The sequence below is a fragment of the Pseudomonas sp. PKS genome (assembly GCF_051913525.1).
Classification (GTDB): Bacteria; Pseudomonadota; Gammaproteobacteria; order Pseudomonadales; family Pseudomonadaceae; genus Aquipseudomonas; species Aquipseudomonas guariconensis_D.
In genome coordinates, this window is the sequence record NZ_JBEGDO010000011.1 from 109,210 (window position 1) to 126,895 (window position 17,686).

At 65.9% G+C, this 17,686-nt stretch carries 15 protein-coding genes; 9 read left to right on the forward strand and 6 right to left on the reverse strand.

What is annotated here, in order from left to right; translation table 11 throughout:
• Nucleotides 1-45: 45 nt before the first annotated feature.
• The 6 genes from ABOA88_RS13660 to ABOA88_RS13685 form a co-directional block, all read right to left on the reverse strand.
• Nucleotides 46-507, reverse strand: a complete 462-nt coding sequence (locus ABOA88_RS13660) for a chemotaxis protein CheW (protein WP_196169345.1) — start codon at nt 505-507, stop codon at nt 46-48.
• Entirely contained in the window at nt 500-5,785 is a 5,286-nt protein-coding gene (locus ABOA88_RS13665) for an Hpt domain-containing protein (protein WP_367851604.1), read from the reverse strand. Before ABOA88_RS13665 ends, ABOA88_RS13660 begins: the two co-directional genes overlap by 8 nt.
• Nucleotides 5,786-5,795: 10 nt before the next feature.
• Nucleotides 5,796-7,799, reverse strand: coding sequence for a methyl-accepting chemotaxis protein (locus ABOA88_RS13670; RefSeq protein ID WP_328327413.1), 2,004 nt, complete (start codon nt 7,797-7,799; stop codon nt 5,796-5,798).
• A gap of 71 nt (nt 7,800-7,870) precedes the next feature.
• Nucleotides 7,871-8,425 carry a chemotaxis protein CheW gene (locus ABOA88_RS13675; RefSeq protein WP_196169348.1) on the reverse strand — a complete coding sequence of 185 codons (555 nt, stop codon included), beginning with the start codon at nt 8,423-8,425 and terminating at the stop codon, nt 7,871-7,873.
• Nucleotides 8,422-8,787: a twitching motility response regulator PilH gene (pilH, locus tag ABOA88_RS13680; RefSeq protein ID WP_196169349.1), complete on the reverse strand. Its 366-nt coding sequence runs from the start codon at nt 8,785-8,787 to the stop codon at nt 8,422-8,424. Before pilH ends, ABOA88_RS13675 begins: the two co-directional genes overlap by 4 nt.
• 49 nt (nt 8,788-8,836) lie before the next feature.
• On the reverse strand, nt 8,837-9,238 hold the full coding sequence (locus ABOA88_RS13685) for a response regulator (protein WP_043207200.1): 402 nt from the start codon (nt 9,236-9,238) through the stop codon (nt 8,837-8,839).
• A gap of 240 nt (nt 9,239-9,478) precedes the next feature.
• Here ABOA88_RS13685 and gshB point away from each other — a divergent pair, with 240 nt between their 5' ends.
• From gshB to hslU, 9 genes are all read left to right on the forward strand, one after another.
• Nucleotides 9,479-10,432, forward strand: coding sequence for a glutathione synthase (gene gshB / locus ABOA88_RS13690; protein ID WP_196169350.1), 954 nt, complete (start codon nt 9,479-9,481; stop codon nt 10,430-10,432).
• A gap of 140 nt (nt 10,433-10,572) precedes the next feature.
• Nucleotides 10,573-11,472, forward strand: a complete 900-nt coding sequence (locus ABOA88_RS13695; RefSeq protein ID WP_196169351.1) for an energy transducer TonB — start codon at nt 10,573-10,575, stop codon at nt 11,470-11,472.
• Between the two features lie 119 nt (nt 11,473-11,591).
• Complete coding sequence (locus ABOA88_RS13700) at nt 11,592-12,161, forward strand: YqgE/AlgH family protein (protein WP_070571079.1); 570 nt, start codon at nt 11,592-11,594, stop codon at nt 12,159-12,161.
• Nucleotides 12,161-12,586, forward strand: a complete 426-nt coding sequence (gene ruvX / locus ABOA88_RS13705) for a Holliday junction resolvase RuvX (RefSeq protein ID WP_196169352.1) — start codon at nt 12,161-12,163, stop codon at nt 12,584-12,586. Before ABOA88_RS13700 ends, ruvX begins: the two co-directional genes overlap by 1 nt.
• A gap of 51 nt (nt 12,587-12,637) precedes the next feature.
• Nucleotides 12,638-13,156 (forward strand): bifunctional pyr operon transcriptional regulator/uracil phosphoribosyltransferase PyrR, encoded by a 519-nt coding sequence (gene pyrR, locus ABOA88_RS13710; protein ID WP_043207188.1) that lies wholly within the window; start codon nt 12,638-12,640, stop codon nt 13,154-13,156.
• A gap of 12 nt (nt 13,157-13,168) precedes the next feature.
• Nucleotides 13,169-14,173 carry an aspartate carbamoyltransferase catalytic subunit gene (locus ABOA88_RS13715; RefSeq protein WP_043207186.1) on the forward strand — a complete coding sequence of 335 codons (1,005 nt, stop codon included), beginning with the start codon at nt 13,169-13,171 and terminating at the stop codon, nt 14,171-14,173.
• A complete protein-coding gene (locus ABOA88_RS13720; RefSeq protein WP_367851603.1) occupies nt 14,170-15,441 on the forward strand; it encodes a dihydroorotase in 1,272 nt (423 codons plus the stop codon). Before ABOA88_RS13715 ends, ABOA88_RS13720 begins: the two co-directional genes overlap by 4 nt.
• 193 nt (nt 15,442-15,634) lie before the next feature.
• On the forward strand, nt 15,635-16,165 hold the full coding sequence (gene hslV / locus ABOA88_RS13725; protein ID WP_196169354.1) for an ATP-dependent protease subunit HslV: 531 nt from the start codon (nt 15,635-15,637) through the stop codon (nt 16,163-16,165).
• A 76-nt stretch (nt 16,166-16,241) separates the two neighbouring features.
• On the forward strand, nt 16,242-17,585 hold the full coding sequence (hslU, locus tag ABOA88_RS13730) for an ATP-dependent protease ATPase subunit HslU (protein WP_196169355.1): 1,344 nt from the start codon (nt 16,242-16,244) through the stop codon (nt 17,583-17,585).
• Nucleotides 17,586-17,686 lie beyond the last annotated feature (101 nt).

Consider the following 17,686-nt stretch of genomic DNA (forward strand, 5'->3'; position numbering starts at 1 on the left):
CAACCCGGCACAGCTAGCTTGCCGCTTGAAGCTTACAACTTGAAGCTAGTGAAGATCCGCGTCACGCACCATGCGTTCCAGCGCCGCCAGGTCAGGTACCCGCGCCACCTGCTCACCGACCTGCACCGCCGCCAGCTCCAGGCTCGCCAACGGGACATCCACGTAGTTGAGCTGGCTGTCCAGCTTGCAGGAGCGCGGGATGTCCTGCAGTAGCAACGCCAGGTAGCGCAGGCCGGTATCGCCCAGCGCGTTGAGCACCACCACCCGTGCCCGCTCGCCACAGACAGTCTCACCGCCACAGGCGGCCTCCAGGCCGATCAGCGGCAAGCGCTGCTGGCGCCAGTCGATCCAGCCCAGGTGCCAGGCCGGGTCGCCCGCCTGGCAGGCGAAGGTGCGCTGGCCGATCAGCTCGGCCACCGCCACGTTGGGCAGCACCAGGGTGCGGTCGCTCAAAGGCAAGAGCAGACCGGTCAGGCTGCTGCGCTGGCCGGCGATATGTTCAAGCATGGGGTTGACTCCAATGGGCAATGCTCTGCAACAGGACCGACTCCTGATACGGCTTGCCCAAGTACTCGTTGACGCCGATGGCCATGGCCCGATCGCGGTGTTTCTGGCCGGTGCGCGAGGTGATCATGATGATGGGCAGATCCTTCAGGCGGGCATCGCGGCGGATGCGCGTGGCCACCTCGAAGCCGTCCATGCGCGGCATCTCGATATCCAGCAGCAGCACATCGGGGCGATGCTCCTCCAGCAAGACCATGGCATCCACCCCGTCCTTGGCCGTCAGCACACTCATACCGTGGCGCTCCAGCAGACGACTGGTCACCTTGCGCACAGTGACCGAGTCGTCCACCACCATCACCAGCAGACGCTGACGCGGTGCCGGGCCAAACACCGGACGCGGCCCCCCGTAGCCACCCGGCAGGCGCGCCAGACGCCGCTGTTGCCCACGCAACTGGCCCAGCAAATCGAGAATCAGCACTACCCGGCCATCCCCCAGCAAGGTCGCGCCGGACAGCCCCGGCACCGCCGCGAACTGCGGCCCCAGGCTCTTGACCACGATCTCTCGACTTGGCGACAGGCTGTCCACCTGGATGGCGAACGACTGCTCCTGGGAATGCACCAGCAACACCGGCAACGGCACGCTCTGCCCCAGCAGGCTCGGCCGCGGCACACCGCCCTGGAGCACCTCGCCGAGGTAGCGCAGGTCGTACTCGTGACCGGCATAGACGTAGCGCGGTGCACTCAGCTGGTAGCAGGCCTCAAGCTCCGCGGGCGGCACACGCACGATGCCTTCGATGGTATTGAGCGGGATGGCGTACTGCTCCTCGCCCAGGTGCACCATCAGCGCCCGGTTCACCGACACGGTGAACGGTAGGCGGATCAAGAATCGCGCGCCCTTGCCCGGGCTCGACTCGATACTCATCGAACCGCCCAACTGCTTGACCTCCTCATGCACCACGTCCATCCCCAGCCCCCGACCAGAGATCTGGGTGATCTTCTCGGCGGTAGAGAAGCCCGGACGCAGGATGAACTGCAGGATCTCGTGGTCGCTCAAGTAAGCCTGCGGGTCCAGCAGGCCACGCTTGATGGCCTTGTTGCGCACCGCCTCCAGGGGCACTCCGGCACCGTCGTCGCTCATTTCGATGACGATATCGGCGCCTTCGTGCAGCAGGTTCAGGTGAATGGTGCCCTGCTCCGGCTTGCCCGCCGCCAGACGCGCTTCGCGCGACTCCAGGCCGTGGTCCACGGCGTTGCGCAGCATATGCTCCAGAGGCGCCACCATGCGCTCGAGCACGCTGCGGTCCAGCTCGCCCTCGGCGTTGCCTACCACCAGTTCGACCTGCTTGCCCAGCTCGCTGGCCACCTGGCGGACCACCCGCTGCAGACGCGGCACCAGGCGCTCGAAGGGCACCATCAAGGTGGCCGTGAGACCTTCTTGCAGCTGACTGTTCACCCGCGCCTGCTGCTGGAGCAAGCTGTAGGCTTCCTGGGCACGCTGGGCAAGGGTTTCCTTGAGATCGAGCAAGTCCGAGGCCGACTCGAACAGCGCCCGGGACAACTGCTGCAACTGGGAATGTCGGTCCATCTCCAGCGGGTCGAAGTCCTCGTAGGCATCGCCCTCGGCCGGGTAGCGGCTGGACATCCGCCCCTGGGTCTCGATGTCCAGGCGCAGCAACTGGTCGCGCATGCGCTCGAGCGTGGTCTCCATCTCGTTGAGGGCGAACTGGGCATCGTTGACCTGCTGCTCGATGCGCCCGCGAATGACCGAGTGCTCGCTGGCCAGGTTGCCCAAGTCATCCAGCAGCTCGGCGTCCACCTTGACCATGTCGCCCGGTGCGCGCTCCGGCGCGGCGGCCGGCGCCTCTGGAGAGGGTGCTCCAACCGGGGCCTGGCCGGCCGCGCTGTCGGTCAACGCGGCGCTGCTGAAGTTGCGGATATAGTCGATCAGCGCCGTGGCTGCGTGCAGGGGCTGGCCGAGGCGCACGGCGTCGAGCATGTGCGCCAGACGGTCGTGGCAGTTCTGCAGCAGGGCGAACAGTGCCGGGCTCGGCGGTAAGCGGCCGGCGGCGAGCAGTTCGTACAAGAATTCCAGTTCATGGGCCAGATCGCCGATGGCGGCGATCTCGACCATCCGCGCGCCCCCCTTGAGGGTATGCAGATCGCGCAGCAGGTTCTCCACTTCGACGCTGTTGCGCGGATCGGCCTGCCAGCGTGCCAAGGCGGCGGCGGCGCTTTCGACGATATCCGAGCTTTCTTCTAGGAAGACTTCCAGCAGTTCGTTGTCGCTCGAACGCTGGGCTTCGTCAGCCACCGCCTCGACGGCAGCAGGCGCAGGCGGGGCATGGCGGTACTCGCGCAGCTCGCCCAGGAGCGCCGTTGCCGAAGCCGGCGTCTGCCCTTTGCGCAGCGCCTGCAGCATCTGCCCAAGGGTCTGGTGGCCACGGCGCAACAGATCGAGCAGCGCGGCAGTAATCCCCAGGCGACGGTCCACCAAGCCCTCGTACAGCGCGTCCAGCGCCTGGGCCAACACCTCCACCACACCCACGCCAGCCATCTGCGCACCGCCCTTGAGGGTCTGGATGTCGTGCTGCAGGGTCGACAGTGCCGAGAGGTTGTCCGGGGCCTGGACCCATTGCGCCAGTGCCTGGTCGGCGCCGTCGAGGATATCGCCCGCCTCGTCGAGGAACAGTTGCACCAGCGCGGGATCGTTCGCTGCCGGGTAGACCGCCAGCGGTACCACCGCATCCTGGCCCACCACGCCCATGATCCCGGGGTCCAGGGCGTCGTCCAACAGACCACGCATGGCCGCGATGCAATCGACGCGGGCGCTGAGCGCCTGGCCGGCGGCTATTTCGTCGAACATGTCGAGCAGCGCCTCATGGGCCTGCTGGGCCAGGGCAAAGAATCGCGGGCTAGCGGCCAGACTGCCCTCTTCCACCGCGCCATACAGGTCGAGCAACGCCTCGCAGACTTCATCCACCTGCCACAACTCGGCCAGGTACGCCGACTGGCCGAGGGTGGTCAACTCGTCCAGCAGCGTTTCCAGTGCCGAGCGGTCGCCGGGTTGCGCCTGCCAACGCGACAGCAACGCCTCGGCCTCGAGCAGGATATCCATGCCCTGGGTCAGGAACGTGGCGATGCGCTGCGGATCGCGCTTGGGTCGATGACCGTGCTGTGGGTCCTGCTGCAGAAAGGCCAGACGCACATCCACCGACTGCCCGACCTGCTCGATCAACTGCGCCGCTCCCGGAATGGGGGCCAACGGCGTGCTACCCAGTTGTGCAAGGCCAAGGTGGAACAAGGCGCGGGCCGCCTCCAGCCACTCCAGCTCCGCCACTTGCAAGGGCAATTCGTGGCCTTTGTACTCGCGCACCAGGCGGTCGAATGCGGTGGCCAGCTCGGCGATCGGCATGACGCCCGCCATCGCCGCGCTGCCCTTCAAGGTATGCAGGGCGCGCTGCAGGCTGTCGTTGACGGGCGTGCCATGGCCATCGGCATCGCGCAGGAACGCTTCCAGGCTCGCGAGATGGCCCTGGGCCTCGTTACCGAAGATCGCCAGCAATTGTGGGTCTAGCCCGTCGACCTGCGCGGGCGCCGCCGCATCATTGATCGCCAGGTGATGCAAGTGGCCGGATAACGGCTCGACCTCGACCCGCGACGGCAGATGGCCCACCGCGAAGTCGGCGAGCAAGTCCGGGAGCCGGACGAACACCTGTTGCAGGGCCAGCACGCCTTCGGTGCCAAGGGTGATCCGCCCTTCCAGTACACGGTTGAGCAGGTGCTCGGCGCCCCAGGCAAGCTCAGCCAGCGCCTCGGCATGGACCATGCGTCCACTGCCTTTGAGGGTATGCAGGGCTCGACGCACCTCGACCAGGGCCTCGCGCAAGCCATTGTCGGCGCGCCAGCGCAGCCAGTGGCGTTCGATTTCCGGGAGCAGCTCGCCGGCCTCCTCAAGGAAGACATCACGCAATTCATCATCGACCGCTTCGAGCTCGACGCGGGCCTCGGCCTGACCGCACGAGACGCCCAGCGCCGCCAGGCTGGCCCGCGCCCTGTCGATGAATGGCTGGGCATCGACCAGCGGGTCGGCCACCCGCCATTGCACGTAGCACTCGCCAGCGCTCAGGGCTTCGGCCAGATGCGCCAGCTCGTCTGCAGGTGGCTGCTGCTCCAGATGCGACAGCCAACCCTGCACATAACCGGCGCAGCCACCGAACACCTCGGCGGCCTCCGGCCACATGAGCATCGTCAGCGCGCCACGGATCTGGTGCAAAAGCCCCGGCAGCGGCTGCAAGCGCTCTGCCGGCCAGCCCGACTCCAGGCAATCGCCGATCAAGTCCTTGGCCTGTTGCAGCACCGCCAGGGACTCATTGAGCACCAGCTGGCGGATCTCTGTCAGGTCCGCGCCCGGCAGGCCGCCTTGGCCGGTCTCCTCCAGCGGGCCGACCATCCCGTTGAGGGTGGCCTCCACGTACAGCAGGGCGCCGGCCACATCCATCAACACGGCGTCGTCCACCGCCTGCTCGCCCTGGGCCAGGGCCTGCAGCACCAGCACTTGGTCGATGATCACCCGGCGCGGCTGCTGGAAGGCGAGCACCGCCAAGGTATCGGCGACCTGGCGCAACGGCGCCAGCAGGGCCTCCAGTTGCTCGCGCTGCTCACGATCGCCTCGCATGTACTGATCGAGGCGGTCCTTGATGCGCATCAGGTCATCGCACAGTGCCGTCACCACCGAGCGCAGGGCGTCGCGTCCGTGACCGGCCTGCAAGTGTTCGCGCCAGTTGCCCAGGGACAGGTCCAGGTCCGCAAGGTCCGCCGCCCCAGCCAGACGCTGCGCCACGCCGCCGACCAGGCTGCCCTGGGGCAACGGCTCGACGCCACGGCAGCCGCGCAGTTGGTTGAGCAGCGGCACCACCACCAACGGCAGGTCGTGTCGCGAGCCGCGCAGCCGCTCCAGATACGGCGGCAATTGCTCGAGCCCGCGGAACAGCGCACCCAGGCAGTCGCCCCGGGGGCTGACCTGACCATCGGCCATGGCCCGGCCCAACTGCTCCAATTCATCGGCAAGGTGCGCCGCGCCGCGCAGTTCGAGCATGCGCAGGCAACCCTGGACCTGATGCAGGTTGTCGACAAAGAAAGCCAGCATCGCCGGATCACCCGGTTCGCTGGCGAATCGCTCCAGGGCCTGGCGGGCCTGGCCCAGGCAATCGAGGATCGGCGCCTTGACCCACGCCAAGGCGACGGTGTCGTGGCGCTCGGGGCTCACTGCTGAAGCAGCCATCAGTCGCTCCTCAACGCCGCTCGGCGGGTGCCGGCAAGGTAAAGCCGGACACCGAGCGACGCATCTCGCTGGCCATGCGCGCCAAGTGGCGGATGCTGTCGGCGGTGGCGCTGGAACCGGCCGAGGTCTGGGCGGTGATCTGCTGGATCACCGCCATGGTGTGGGAGATCTGCCCGGCCGAGGAGGTCTGCAACTGGGCCGCGTCGGAGATGCTGTGGATCAGCTCGGCGAGGGTCTGCGATACGCCTTCGATCTCGGCCAGCGCCACCCCGGCGTCCTGGGCCAGGCGCGCACCGCGTACCACCTCGGCGGTGGTCTGCTCCATGGAGATCACCGCCTCGTTGGTATCGACCTGGATGGTCCGCACCAGCGCCTCGATCTGCCGGGTGGCCGACGAGGAGCGCTCGGCCAGGCGCTGTACCTCGTCGGCGACCACGGCAAAACCGCGCCCGGCCTCACCAGCGAGGGAGGCCTGGATCGCGGCATTGAGCGCAAGGATGTTGGTCTGGTCGGCAATGTCGTCGATCAGGCTGACGATATCGCCGATCTCCTGGGAAGACTCGCCAAGGCGTTTGATCCGCTTGGCGGTGTCCTGGATCTGCTCGCGGATGTTGTCCATGCCGTGGATGGTGTTGTGCACCACCTCGTTGCCCTTGTTGGCAATGGCCACCGAACGCTCGGCCACCTTGGCCGATTCGTAGGCGTGGGAGGACACCCGGTCGATCGACTCGACCATGTCGCCCACCGCCAGGGACGCCTCGCTGATTTGCTCGGCCTGGTGTTCGGAGGCCTTGGCCAGCTGGCGCGCGGTGTTCTGGGTGTCCTGCACGGCGGCGGCGACCTGCTCGGCACTGTGGTTGATGGTGGCCACCAGGTCGCGCAACTGGTCGACCGAATAGTTGATCGAATCGGCAATGGCGCCGGTGAAGTCCTCAGTGACCGACACCGTGACGGTGAGGTCGCCATCGGCCAGTTCCTCGATCTCGTCCAGCAGGCGCATGATCGCTTGCTGGTTGCGCTCGTTCTTCTCGGCAGTCTCGCGCAACTGGCGGTGGGTGGCGCGCACCATCACCAGGCCGATGAGGATGATCGAAGCCAGTGCCACCAATCCCAGCAGGTAACCGCCGATAGTGGCCAGGGTGCGGCCGCTGGCCAGGTTCTCGAAGCTGTTGGCCAGGTGCGAGGCTTCATCGAGCAAGGTTTGCGAAAGGCTGAAGATATTGCCGGCCGCCTCGCGCACACGCAGCAGTTCAGGCGACGTTTCGAGGATCTCATCCACGGAACCGGAGACGAACTGGAACAGTTCGGCGATCTCCGCGAGGCGGGCGCGGGCGTCGGCGTCCTCGACCTTGGTCACTTGAATCGCCGGGTTACCACCGAGCATGCCTTCGAGCACCTGGCCGAAACGGCTGGCGTCGCGGCCAAAGGCGTCGGCTGCCTGTACCGAGGAGTCATCGCCGGCCAGCACGGTATTGACCGAACCCAGAATGCGCTCGGCCAACAGCAACTGACGTTGTGCCACCGCCACCTGACTCGCCGGTGCCCCGCTCTGCAGGAGGATTTCCACCACTTTTTCGTATTCGACCTGCAACTGAGGCACGGTCTCGGCCAGCGTCGCCGCCACTTGGTGCAGCGACAGCACGGTCTGCTCGCTGGCCAGGATGGTGTCGGTATTCTTGCGCAGGTTGTCCCAGTCCTGGCGGACCGCGTCCATCTCGTCACGCACGGTCAGGGGCGCAGGCGGCAGCCCTGTGGCCTTGTCGCCCTCGCGCAGATAGCGCCAGCGCCGCTCGAAGTCATTGCGTGCATCGGACAGCAGCTTGAACGCCAGGGCCTTGCCGGCCGCCGCTTCGGTGGCGTTCTTGGCGATGCGCTGGGACAGCACGCGCAACTCGCCGGCATGGCCGATGTACTGTTTGTCGTAGTTGGACTGGGTATTGAGGTATGCGAAATTGGCGAACAGCAGGATGATCGCCAGGATGAGCACCAAAAACAGTGCGGTGATCTGCGCAATACTGCGGCTGCGCTGACTTTCGGCAACCGGAGCGACGGGAGTGGCGGGTTTGTTCACGGTCGAAGCATCCTCTACAACGCCACGTCGAGAAAGCCTGGCGCCTGGGCCAGGGCGAACGGGCTGAAGATCGCCCAGTTGCGTTCACGGGGGAAATGCCCCTGGACGAAGGGCGCCGCGGCACGCAGCAAGGGCTGCGGCGGCGACAGCTCCAGACTGCTCAGGGCAAAATGCTGAAGGCCCAGGACTTCGTCCACCAACAGGCCTGCGAACAGTTCTTCGTGGTCCAGCACCAGCACGCGGCGCTGCTTGCCCGCCACCGCAGGGCCTAGGCCGAAGAAGGCGCTCAGGTCCATTACCGGCAGCAGCCGGCCACGCAGGTTGGCCACACCGCAGACCCAGGGCTGCACGCCCGGGACCCGGCTGGCGCGCGGCTCGTGCAGGACCTCGGCGACTTCGCCCATGGGGGCCACGAACCACTGCCCGGCAATGCGAAACCCAATGCCGCTCCACTGCTGCAGGCGGGTGTCCTGCAGGGGCTGGTCGGCCACCAACAGGCGACAGCGCCGGTCGATGTCCAGCAACAGCTCGAAGGCGGTCAGCGACGCGCCATGGGGGCGGGTGGTCAAATCCCGAGCACTTCTTTGAGTTTGCTGATCAGGGCCGCCTCTTCCACAGGCTTGGTCAGAAAGTCGCGCGCGCCCTGGCGTGTGGCCCAGACCCGGTCGGTTTCCTGGTCCTTGGTGGTGACCACGATCACCGGAATGGCACGGGTCTCAGGGTCCTTGCTCAACTGACGGGTAGCCTGAAAACCATTCATGCCGGGCATGACGATGTCCATCAACACCGCGTCGGGTTTTTCCTGACGGGCCAGGGCCACGCCATCGGCGCCGTTGTCGGCCTTGAGCACCTGGTGGCCATGCTTCTCCAGCCAGGCAGTCAGTCTGTACATCTCTGTCGGCGAATCGTCGACGATCAAAACTCGGGCCATGCTGTTTCCCCATTTAAAGGAAAAGAAGACGCCGCCAGGCGCGGCGGTGTCAGGGTGCGTGTTGTTCTTGCACGACGAAACCGGGCACATGGGCCCTGATCGCATCGAGCAGTTCTTCCTTGCTGAATGGCTTGGTCAGGAACTGGTCGGAGCCGACCACCCGGCCGCGGGCCTTGTCGAACAGGCCGTCGCGCGAAGACAGCAGGATGACCGGGGTGTCCTTGAAGGTGCTGTTCTGCTTGATCACCGCGCAGGTCTGGTAGCCATCCAGGCGAGGCATCAGCACATCGACAAAGATGACCTGGGGCTTGTGGTCGACGATCTTGGCCAGGGCATCGAAACCATCACTGGCGGTGATCACCTCGCAGCCGGCCTCGCCGAGCAACATCTGTGCGGTGCGGCGGATCGTGCGCGAATCGTCGATCACCATCACCTTCAGGGGTTGTTCCATAGTTGCCTACCAGTGGGAATTAGCTGCAAGTTGCAAGCATCAAGCTGCAAGAAAAAGCGGGCCGACGCATGGCCGGCTTTTCTCAAGGCTTGTAGTTCAAGGCTTGCAGCTGCACTTTTAGCACACTCCGGATAGCCATTCCATCCGCCGAACCCCTTGACCATCGGCGCTCCCGGCGCCACCCTGAGCCACTTTTCTTTCGAATCACCGCGGCCCCGCGCCGCCAAGAGGAACCACCCCATGAGCGTTCGCCTCGGGATTGTCATGGACCCTATCGCGTCCATCTCCTACAAAAAGGACAGCTCGCTGGCCATGCTGCTGGCGGCCCAGGAACGTGGCTGGAGCCTGTTCTACATGGAGCAGCGCGACCTCTACCTGGGCGCTGGCCAGGCCCGGGCCCAGATGCGCCCTCTCAAGGTGTTCGCCGATCCGGCCCGCTGGTTCGAACTGGGCGAGGAGCAGGACAGCGCCCTGAGCGAGCTGGATGTGGTCCTGATGCGCAAGGATCCGCCCTTCGACATGGAGTTCGTCTACAGCACCTACCTGCTGGAGCAGGCCGAGCGCGAAGGCGTGCTGGTGGTCAACCGCCCGCAGAGCCTGCGTGACTGCAACGAGAAGCTGTTCGCTACCCAGTTCCCGCAGTGCATGGCGCCCACGCTGGTGAGCCGCCGCGTGGACATCCTGCGTGAGTTCGCCGACAGCCGTGGCGACGTGATCCTCAAGCCGCTGGACGGCATGGGCGGTGCCTCGGTGTTCCGTCACCGCAAGGACGACCCCAACCTATCGGTGATCCTCGAGACCCTCACCCAGCATGGCACCCAGCAGATCATGGCCCAGGAATACCTGCCGCAGATCAAGGACGGCGACAAGCGCATCCTTATGATCGACGGCGAGCCGGTGCCCTACTGCCTGGCGCGCATCCCGGCCAGCGGCGAGACCCGTGGCAACCTGGCCGCTGGCGGCCGTGGCGAAGCCCGCCCGCTGACCGAGCGCGATCGCTGGATCGCCGCCCAGGTTGGCCCGACCCTGCGCGAGAAGGGCCTGCTGTTCGTCGGCCTGGACGTGATCGGCGACTACCTGACCGAGATCAACGTCACCAGCCCGACCTGCATTCGCGAAATCGATGCCGCCTACGACACCCACATCGGTGCCCAACTGATGGACGCCATTGATCGCACGCTCAAGGCGCGCTGACCGAGGACACGTGGCAATGCCACGCAGTGGGGTATGATGCGCAGCTTCAAGCTGCAAGCTGCACGTACGGGCAGGCCTGCACCGGGCCGCTTTTACTTGAAGCTTGCAGCTTGTGATTCGAAGCTGCCCTTGGATTCCTGATGACGCTGCCCGCCGACATCCCCGCCGACCTGCTCCCACCCCGCGTCCGCCCGGTGGACCGGCTTGGCTTCACCCTGTTCCTGGCTGCCCTGGTGCACCTGGCGCTGATCCTCGGCGTGGGCTTCACCATCAGCAAGCCCAGCGAAATCCGCCACACCATGGACATCACCCTGGCCACCTTCAAGAGCGAGAAGCCGCCCGAGAAAGCCGATTTCCAGGCCCAGGACAACCAGCAAGGCAGCGGCACCCTGGAAAAGAAAGCCGTGCCCAAGACCACCGAGGTCGCACCCTTCCAGGACAGCAAGATCAACAAGATCACCCCACCGCCAGCCGCTCGCCAGCAAACCCCGCCCCCGCCGCAGAAGTCCGCGGTGGCCACCAAGGCGCCCAAGGTGCAGAAGGTCGAGCCCAAGCCCAAGGAGAGCAAGGCGCAGCCCAAGCCCCAGGCGGCGGTGCCGGACTTCGACAGTTCGCAGCTCTCCAGCCAGATCGCCAGCCTCGAGGCGGAGCTGTCCAACGAACAGCAACTGTATGCCAAACGCCCGCGCATCCATCGCCTCAACGCGGCCTCGACCATGCGCGACAAAGGCGCCTGGTACAAGGAAGAGTGGCGCAAGAAGGTGGAGCGCGTGGGTAACCTCAACTATCCCGAAGAGGCACGCCGCCAGCAGATCTACGGCAACTTGCGGATGATGGTCTCGATCAACCGCGACGGCTCGCTGTATGAAGTGTTGGTGCTCGAATCCTCTGGCCAGCCGGTGCTCGACCAGGCAGCCCAGCGCATCGTCCGTCTGGCCGCGCCGTTCGCGCCGTTCACAGGCGACCTGGCAGAGTTCGACCGTCTGGAGATCATCCGCACCTGGCGCTTCGCCCGCGGGGACCGGTTGTCCAGTAACTAGCCGCACGCCACACACCTCAAGCGGCAAGAAAACAGCGCGGGCACGCACGGTTCTGCTTTTTCTTGCCGCTTGAAGCTTGCAGCTTGAAGCCGAGCCCAGCTGACGCCACACTATCACTCATGAAAACCCTCAGCCCGAGCTACCTCAAGCATCAGTTCCTGATCGCCATGCCGCACATGGTCGATCCGAACTTTGCCCAGACCCTCACCTACATCGTCGAGCACAACGCCAACGGCGCCATGGGGCTAGTGATCAACCGCCCGCAGGAGCTGAACCTGGCCGACATCCTGGAGCAGCTGCGCCCGGATGAGGAGCCACCGGCCAGCACCCTGCAAGTGCCGATCTACCAGGGTGGCCCGGTGCAGACCGACCGCGGCTTCGTGTTGCACAGCAGCGACTGCAGCTATCAGGCCACGGTGGAGCTGCAGGGGCTGTCGCTCTCGACCTCCCAGGACGTGCTGTTCGCCATCGCCGAAGGCGTAGGGCCCAAGCAGAGCCTGATCACCCTCGGCTATGCCGGTTGGGAAGCCGGCCAATTGGAAGCGGAGCTTGCCGACAACGCCTGGCTCAACTGCCCCTTCGACCCCGAGATCATCTTCGGTCTGGCCAGCGAACAGCGCCTTGAGGCAGCCGCCGCCAGCCTGGGGATCAACCTCAGCCTGCTGACCAGCCAGGCGGGCCACGCCTGATGGCCGAGCTGCGCCTGCTGCTGGGCTTCGACTACGGCAGCAAACAGATCGGCGTGGCCGTCGGCCAAGTGGTCACCGGCCAGGCCCGCGAATTGTGCACGCTTAAAGCCCAGAACGGCGTCCCGGACTGGGCCCAGGTGGAAAAGCTCATCGCCGAATGGAAGCCCGACGCCATCGTCGTCGGCCTGCCGCTGAACATGGACGGCACGCCCAGCGAAATGAGCGCCCGGGCCGAGAAGTTCGCCCGCCGCCTGCATGGCCGCTACAACCTGCCCGTGCACACCCATGACGAGCGCCTGACCACCTTCGAAGCCAAGGGCGAGCAGATGGCCCGAGGCATGCGCCATGGCAGCTACCGCGACAACCCGGTCGATGCCATTGCCGCCGCCCTGCTCCTGCAAGGCTGGCTGGAGGCCAACACTTAAATCCGCTTTGCCGCCGGCCCAGCCCGGCGCCCCCCTTCCGAGGAGCACGCAATGAGCCTACCCAATCCCGCCGACCTGATCCGGCAGATGGCCGTCGACCTTCGCGCCCACCTGGCCCGTCGCACTATCACCGAGCCGCGTTTCATCGGCATCCGCACCGGCGGCGTATGGGTAGCCCAGGCCCTGCAACAGGAACTGGGCGACAGCAGCCCGCTGGGCACCCTGGACGTGTCCTTCTACCGCGACGACTTCAGCCAGAACGGCCTGCACCCGCAAGTGCGTCCGTCCGAGCTACCCTTCGAAATCGAAGGCCAGCACCTGGTTCTGGTGGACGACGTGCTGATGAGCGGTCGCACCATCCGCGCCGCGCTCAACGAACTGTTCGATTATGGCCGCCCGGCCAGCGTCACCCTGGTCTGCCTACTGGACCTGGACGCCGGCGAATTGCCGATCCGCCCGAACGTGCTGGGCGCCACCTTGCAACTGGCGCCCACTGAACGGGTAAAATTGACCGGACCCGCACCGCTCGTCCTCGAGCGCCAGGACCTCGCCACCGCTTCCGCCCTTTAAGAGTCCCTCGCGATGACGCCATTCGACGCCAAGCGCCCGCTGCAGCTCAATGACCAGGGCCAGCTGCGCCACTTTCTCTCGCTCGACGGTTTGCCCCGCGAACTGCTGACCGAGATCCTCGACACCGCCGACTCCTTCCTGGAAGTCGGCGCCCGGGCCGTGAAGAAAGTCCCGTTGCTGCGCGGCAAGACCGTCTGCAACGTGTTCTTCGAAAACTCCACCCGCACCCGCACCACCTTCGAACTGGCCGCCCAGCGCCTGTCGGCGGACGTGATCAGCCTGAACGTGTCGACCTCCTCGACCAGCAAGGGCGAAACCCTGTTCGACACCCTGCGCAACCTCGAAGCCATGGCCGCCGACATGTTCGTCGTGCGTCACTCTGACTCGGGCGCCGCACACTTCATCGCCGAGCATGTCTGCCCGGAAGTCGCCGTGATCAACGGCGGTGACGGCCGCCATGCGCACCCGACCCAGGGCATGCTCGACATGCTGACCATCCGTCGCCACAAAGGCAGCTTCGAGAACCTCTCGGTGGCCATCGTCGGCGACATCCTGCACTCGCGCGTGGCCCGCTCCGACATGCTTGCGCTCAAGGCCCTCGGTTGTCCCGACATCCGCGTGGTCGGCCCCAAGACCCTGATCCCAGTGGGCATCGAGCAGTACGGGGTGAAGGTCTACACCGACCTGGCCCAGGGCCTGAAAGACGTCGACGTGGTGATCATGCTACGCCTGCAGCGCGAACGCATGGCCGGCGGCCTGCTGCCCAGCGAGGGCGAGTTCTACCGCCTGTTCGGGCTGACCACCGCGCGCCTGGCCGGCGCCAAGCCCGATGCCATCGTCATGCACCCCGGTCCGATCAACCGCGGGGTGGAGATCGAATCGGCCGTGGCTGACGGCCAGCACTCGGTGATCCTCAACCAGGTCACCTACGGCATCGCCGTGCGCATGGCCGTGCTGTCCATGGCCATGAGCGGCCAGACCGCGCAACGTCAATTCGACCAGGAGAACGCCCAGTGACCATCAGCATTATCGGCGCCCGGGTCATCGATCCTGACAGCGGCCTGGACACCATCACTGACCTGCACCTCGATGGCGGTCGCATCGCGGCCATCGGTGCAGCGCCCGCCGGCTTCACTGCCAACCGCACGATCCAGGCCGACGGCCTGGTGGCAGCCCCGGGCCTGGTCGACCTCGGCGTCTCCCTGCGCGAGCCGGGATACAGCCGCAAGGGCAACATCGCCAGCGAGACCCGCGCTGCGGTCGCCGGTGGTGTCACCAGCCTGTGCTGCCCGCCGCAGACCAAACCGGTGCTGGACACCTCGGCAGTGGCCGAACTGATCCTCGACCGCGCCCGCGAAGCGGCCAACAGCAAGGTCTACCCGATCGGCGCCCTGACCAAGGGCCTGGAAGGCGAGCAACTGGCCGAGCTGGTCGCCTTGCGCGACACCGGCTGCGTGGCCTTCGGCAACGGCCTGAAGGAAATCCCCAACAACCGCACCCTGGCCCGCGCGCTGGAATATGCGGCCACCTTCGACCTGACCGTGGTTTTCCACTCCCAGGACCGTGACCTAGCCCAGGGCGGCCTGGCCCACGAAGGCCCGATGGCCAGCTTCCTCGGCCTGCCGGGCATCCCCGAGACCGCCGAGACCGTGGCCCTGGCGCGAAACCTGCTGCTGGTCGAACAGACCGGCGTGCGCGCACACTTCAGCCAGATCACCAGCGCCCGCGGTGCACGGCTGATCGCCCAGGCCCAGCAGCTTGGCCTGCCGGTCACCGCCGATGTGGCGCTGTACCAGCTGATCCTCACCGACGAGGCTCTGCGCGACTTCTCCAGCCTCTATCACGTGCAACCGCCGCTACGCACCGCCGCCGACCGCGATGGGCTGCGCGAGGCGGTCAAATCGGGAGTGATCCAGGCGATCTCCAGCCACCACCAGCCCCACGAGCGTGACGCCAAGCTGGCGCCGTTCGGTGCCACGGAGCCTGGGATCAGCAGCGTCGAGCTGCTGCTGCCCTTGGCCATGACCTTGGTCGAAGACGGCCTGCTCGACCTGCCGACCTTGCTGGCCCGCCTGAGCAGCGGTCCGGCGGCGGCGATGCGCCTGCCGGCCGGAGAACTCAAGGTCGGCGCAGCGGCGGACCTGGTGCTGTTCGACCCGAACGCCTCCACGGTCGCGGGCGAGCAATGGTACTCGCGCGGCGAGAACTGCCCGTTCATCGGCCACTGCCTGCCAGGCGCGGTGCGTTATACCTTGGTCGACGGGCACGTCTGCCACGAGGCCTGAGCGAACCCATTTCGCGGGTAAGCCCGCCCCCACAGGGATCCTAGCGCCTGTGGGAGCGGGTTTACCCGCGAATGGGGCAACACCGATGGCCCTGCCCGGCACGACCATTCATCCCCCCCGGTTGAAATCCTTCCCCCCACCCCCATATGAGTCTGCAACAGGCATTTTCGCCCCGCTGCGTGGAGACTCTCCCTTGACTACCATCGTTTCAGTCCGCCGCCACGGCAAAGTCGTCATGGGCGGCGACGGCCAGGTTTCCCTCGGCAACACCGTGATGAAGGGCAACGCGAAGAAAGTCCGTCGCCTGTACCACGGCCAGGTCATCGCCGGCTTCGCCGGTGCCACCGCCGATGCCTTCACCCTGTTCGAGCGCTTCGAAGGCCAGCTGGAAAAACACCAGGGCCATCTGGTTCGCGCCGCCGTCGAGCTGGCCAAGGAGTGGCGCACCGACCGTTCCCTGAGCCGCCTGGAAGCCATGCTCGCCGTGGCCAACAAGGATGCCTCCCTGATCATCACCGGCAACGGTGACGTGGTCGAGCCTGAAGACGGCTTGATCGCCATGGGTTCCGGTGGAGCCTACGCCCAGGCCGCCGCCCGCGCCCTGCTGAACAAGACCGACCTCTCGGCCCGCGAGATCGCCGAGGCCGCCCTGAACATCGCCGGTGACATCTGCGTGTTCACCAACCATAACCTGACCATCGAGGAGCAGGACCTGGCCGAGTGATCAGCTGTTTTGGCGCCCTGTCCCGGTGACAGGGCTTTTCCACGCTGACCCACTCTGATCAAGGACCATTTTCATCATGTCCATGACCCCCCGCGAGATCGTTCACGAACTCAACCGCCACATCATCGGCCAGGACGACGCCAAGCGCGCCGTGGCCATTGCCCTGCGCAACCGCTGGCGCCGCATGCAGCTGCCTGCCGAGCTGCGCGCCGAAGTCACCCCCAAGAACATCCTGATGATCGGCCCCACCGGCGTGGGCAAGACCGAAATCGCCCGTCGCCTGGCCAAGCTGGCCAACGCGCCATTCCTCAAGGTCGAAGCCACCAAGTTCACCGAAGTGGGCTATGTCGGCCGTGACGTTGAGTCGATCATCCGCGACCTGGCCGATGCCGCGCTGAAGATGCTCCGCGAGCAGGAGATCATTCGCGTGCGTCACCGCGCCGAGGACGCTGCCGAGGACCGGATCCTCGACGCCCTGCTACCCCAGGCGCGGGTCAGCAGCTTCGCCGAGGAAGCCTCGCAGTCGAGCAGCGACTCCAACACCCGCCAGCTGTTCCGCAAGCGCCTGCGCGAAGGCCAGCTGGACGACAAGGAAATCGAGATCGAAGTGGCCGAGTCCATGGGTGTCGAGATTGCCGCGCCGCCCGGCATGGAAGAAATGACCAACCAACTGCAAAGCCTGTTCGCCAACATGGGCAAGGGCAAGCGCAAGGCGCGCAAGCTCAAGGTCAAGGAAGCGCTGAAGATGGTCCGTGACGAGGAAGCCAGCCGCCTGGTCAACGAGGAAGAACTCAAGGCCAAGGCCCTGGAAGCGGTCGAGCAGCACGGCATCGTGTTCATCGACGAGATCGACAAAGTGGCCAAGCGTGGCAACGTCGGCGGCGCCGATGTCTCCCGCGAAGGCGTGCAGCGTGATCTGCTGCCGCTGATCGAAGGCTGCACCGTCAATACCAAGCTGGGCATGGTCAAGACCGACCACATCCTGTTCATCGCCTCCGGCGCGTTCCACCTGAGCAAGCCGAGCGACCTGGTACCTGAACTGCAAGGCCGACTGCCGATCCGTGTCGAGCTCAAGGCACTGACCCCGGAAGACTTCGAGCGCATCCTGCAAGAGCCGCACGCCTCGCTCACTGAGCAATACCGCGAGCTGCTCAAGACCGAAGGCCTGAACATCGAGTTCGCCGCCGACGGCATCAAGCGCTTGGCCGAGATTGCCTACCAGGTCAACGAAAAGACCGAGAACATCGGTGCCCGACGCCTGCACACCCTGCTCGAGCGCCTGCTCGAAGAGGTGTCGTTCAGTGCTGGCGACCTGGCCAGTACCCATGACGAGACGCCGATCAACATCGACGCGGACTACGTGAACAGCCACCTGGGTGAGCTGGCACAGAACGAAGACCTGTCGCGCTACATCCTGTAAGCGGCAAGCCGTAAGCTGCAAGCGACAAGCTGTATTGCGTCGCTTGCAGCACCGCGTTCCAATGATGTTTCCACGAAGGTTTGAATATCACTTCTTGCAGC

What these genes read in the sequence shown, in the direction of transcription:
- ABOA88_RS13660 (WP_196169345.1), bottom strand. Translation starts at nt 507, where the DNA reads ATGCTTGAACATATCGCCGGCCAGCGCAGCAGCCTGACCGGTCTGCTC.
- ABOA88_RS13665 (WP_367851604.1), bottom strand. Translation starts at nt 5,785, where the DNA reads ATGGCTGCTTCAGCAGTGAGCCCCGAGCGCCACGACACCGTCGCCTTG.
- pilH (WP_196169349.1), bottom strand. Translation starts at nt 8,787, where the DNA reads ATGGCCCGAGTTTTGATCGTCGACGATTCGCCGACAGAGATGTACAGA.
- ABOA88_RS13685 (WP_043207200.1), bottom strand. Translation starts at nt 9,238, where the DNA reads ATGGAACAACCCCTGAAGGTGATGGTGATCGACGATTCGCGCACGATC.
- gshB (WP_196169350.1), top strand. Translation starts at nt 9,479, where the DNA reads ATGAGCGTTCGCCTCGGGATTGTCATGGACCCTATCGCGTCCATCTCC.
- ABOA88_RS13695 (WP_196169351.1), top strand. Translation starts at nt 10,573, where the DNA reads ATGACGCTGCCCGCCGACATCCCCGCCGACCTGCTCCCACCCCGCGTC.
- ABOA88_RS13700 (WP_070571079.1), top strand. Translation starts at nt 11,592, where the DNA reads ATGAAAACCCTCAGCCCGAGCTACCTCAAGCATCAGTTCCTGATCGCC.
- ruvX (WP_196169352.1), top strand. Translation starts at nt 12,161, where the DNA reads ATGGCCGAGCTGCGCCTGCTGCTGGGCTTCGACTACGGCAGCAAACAG.
- pyrR (WP_043207188.1), top strand. Translation starts at nt 12,638, where the DNA reads ATGAGCCTACCCAATCCCGCCGACCTGATCCGGCAGATGGCCGTCGAC.
- ABOA88_RS13715 (WP_043207186.1), top strand. Translation starts at nt 13,169, where the DNA reads ATGACGCCATTCGACGCCAAGCGCCCGCTGCAGCTCAATGACCAGGGC.
- hslU (WP_196169355.1), top strand. Translation starts at nt 16,242, where the DNA reads ATGTCCATGACCCCCCGCGAGATCGTTCACGAACTCAACCGCCACATC.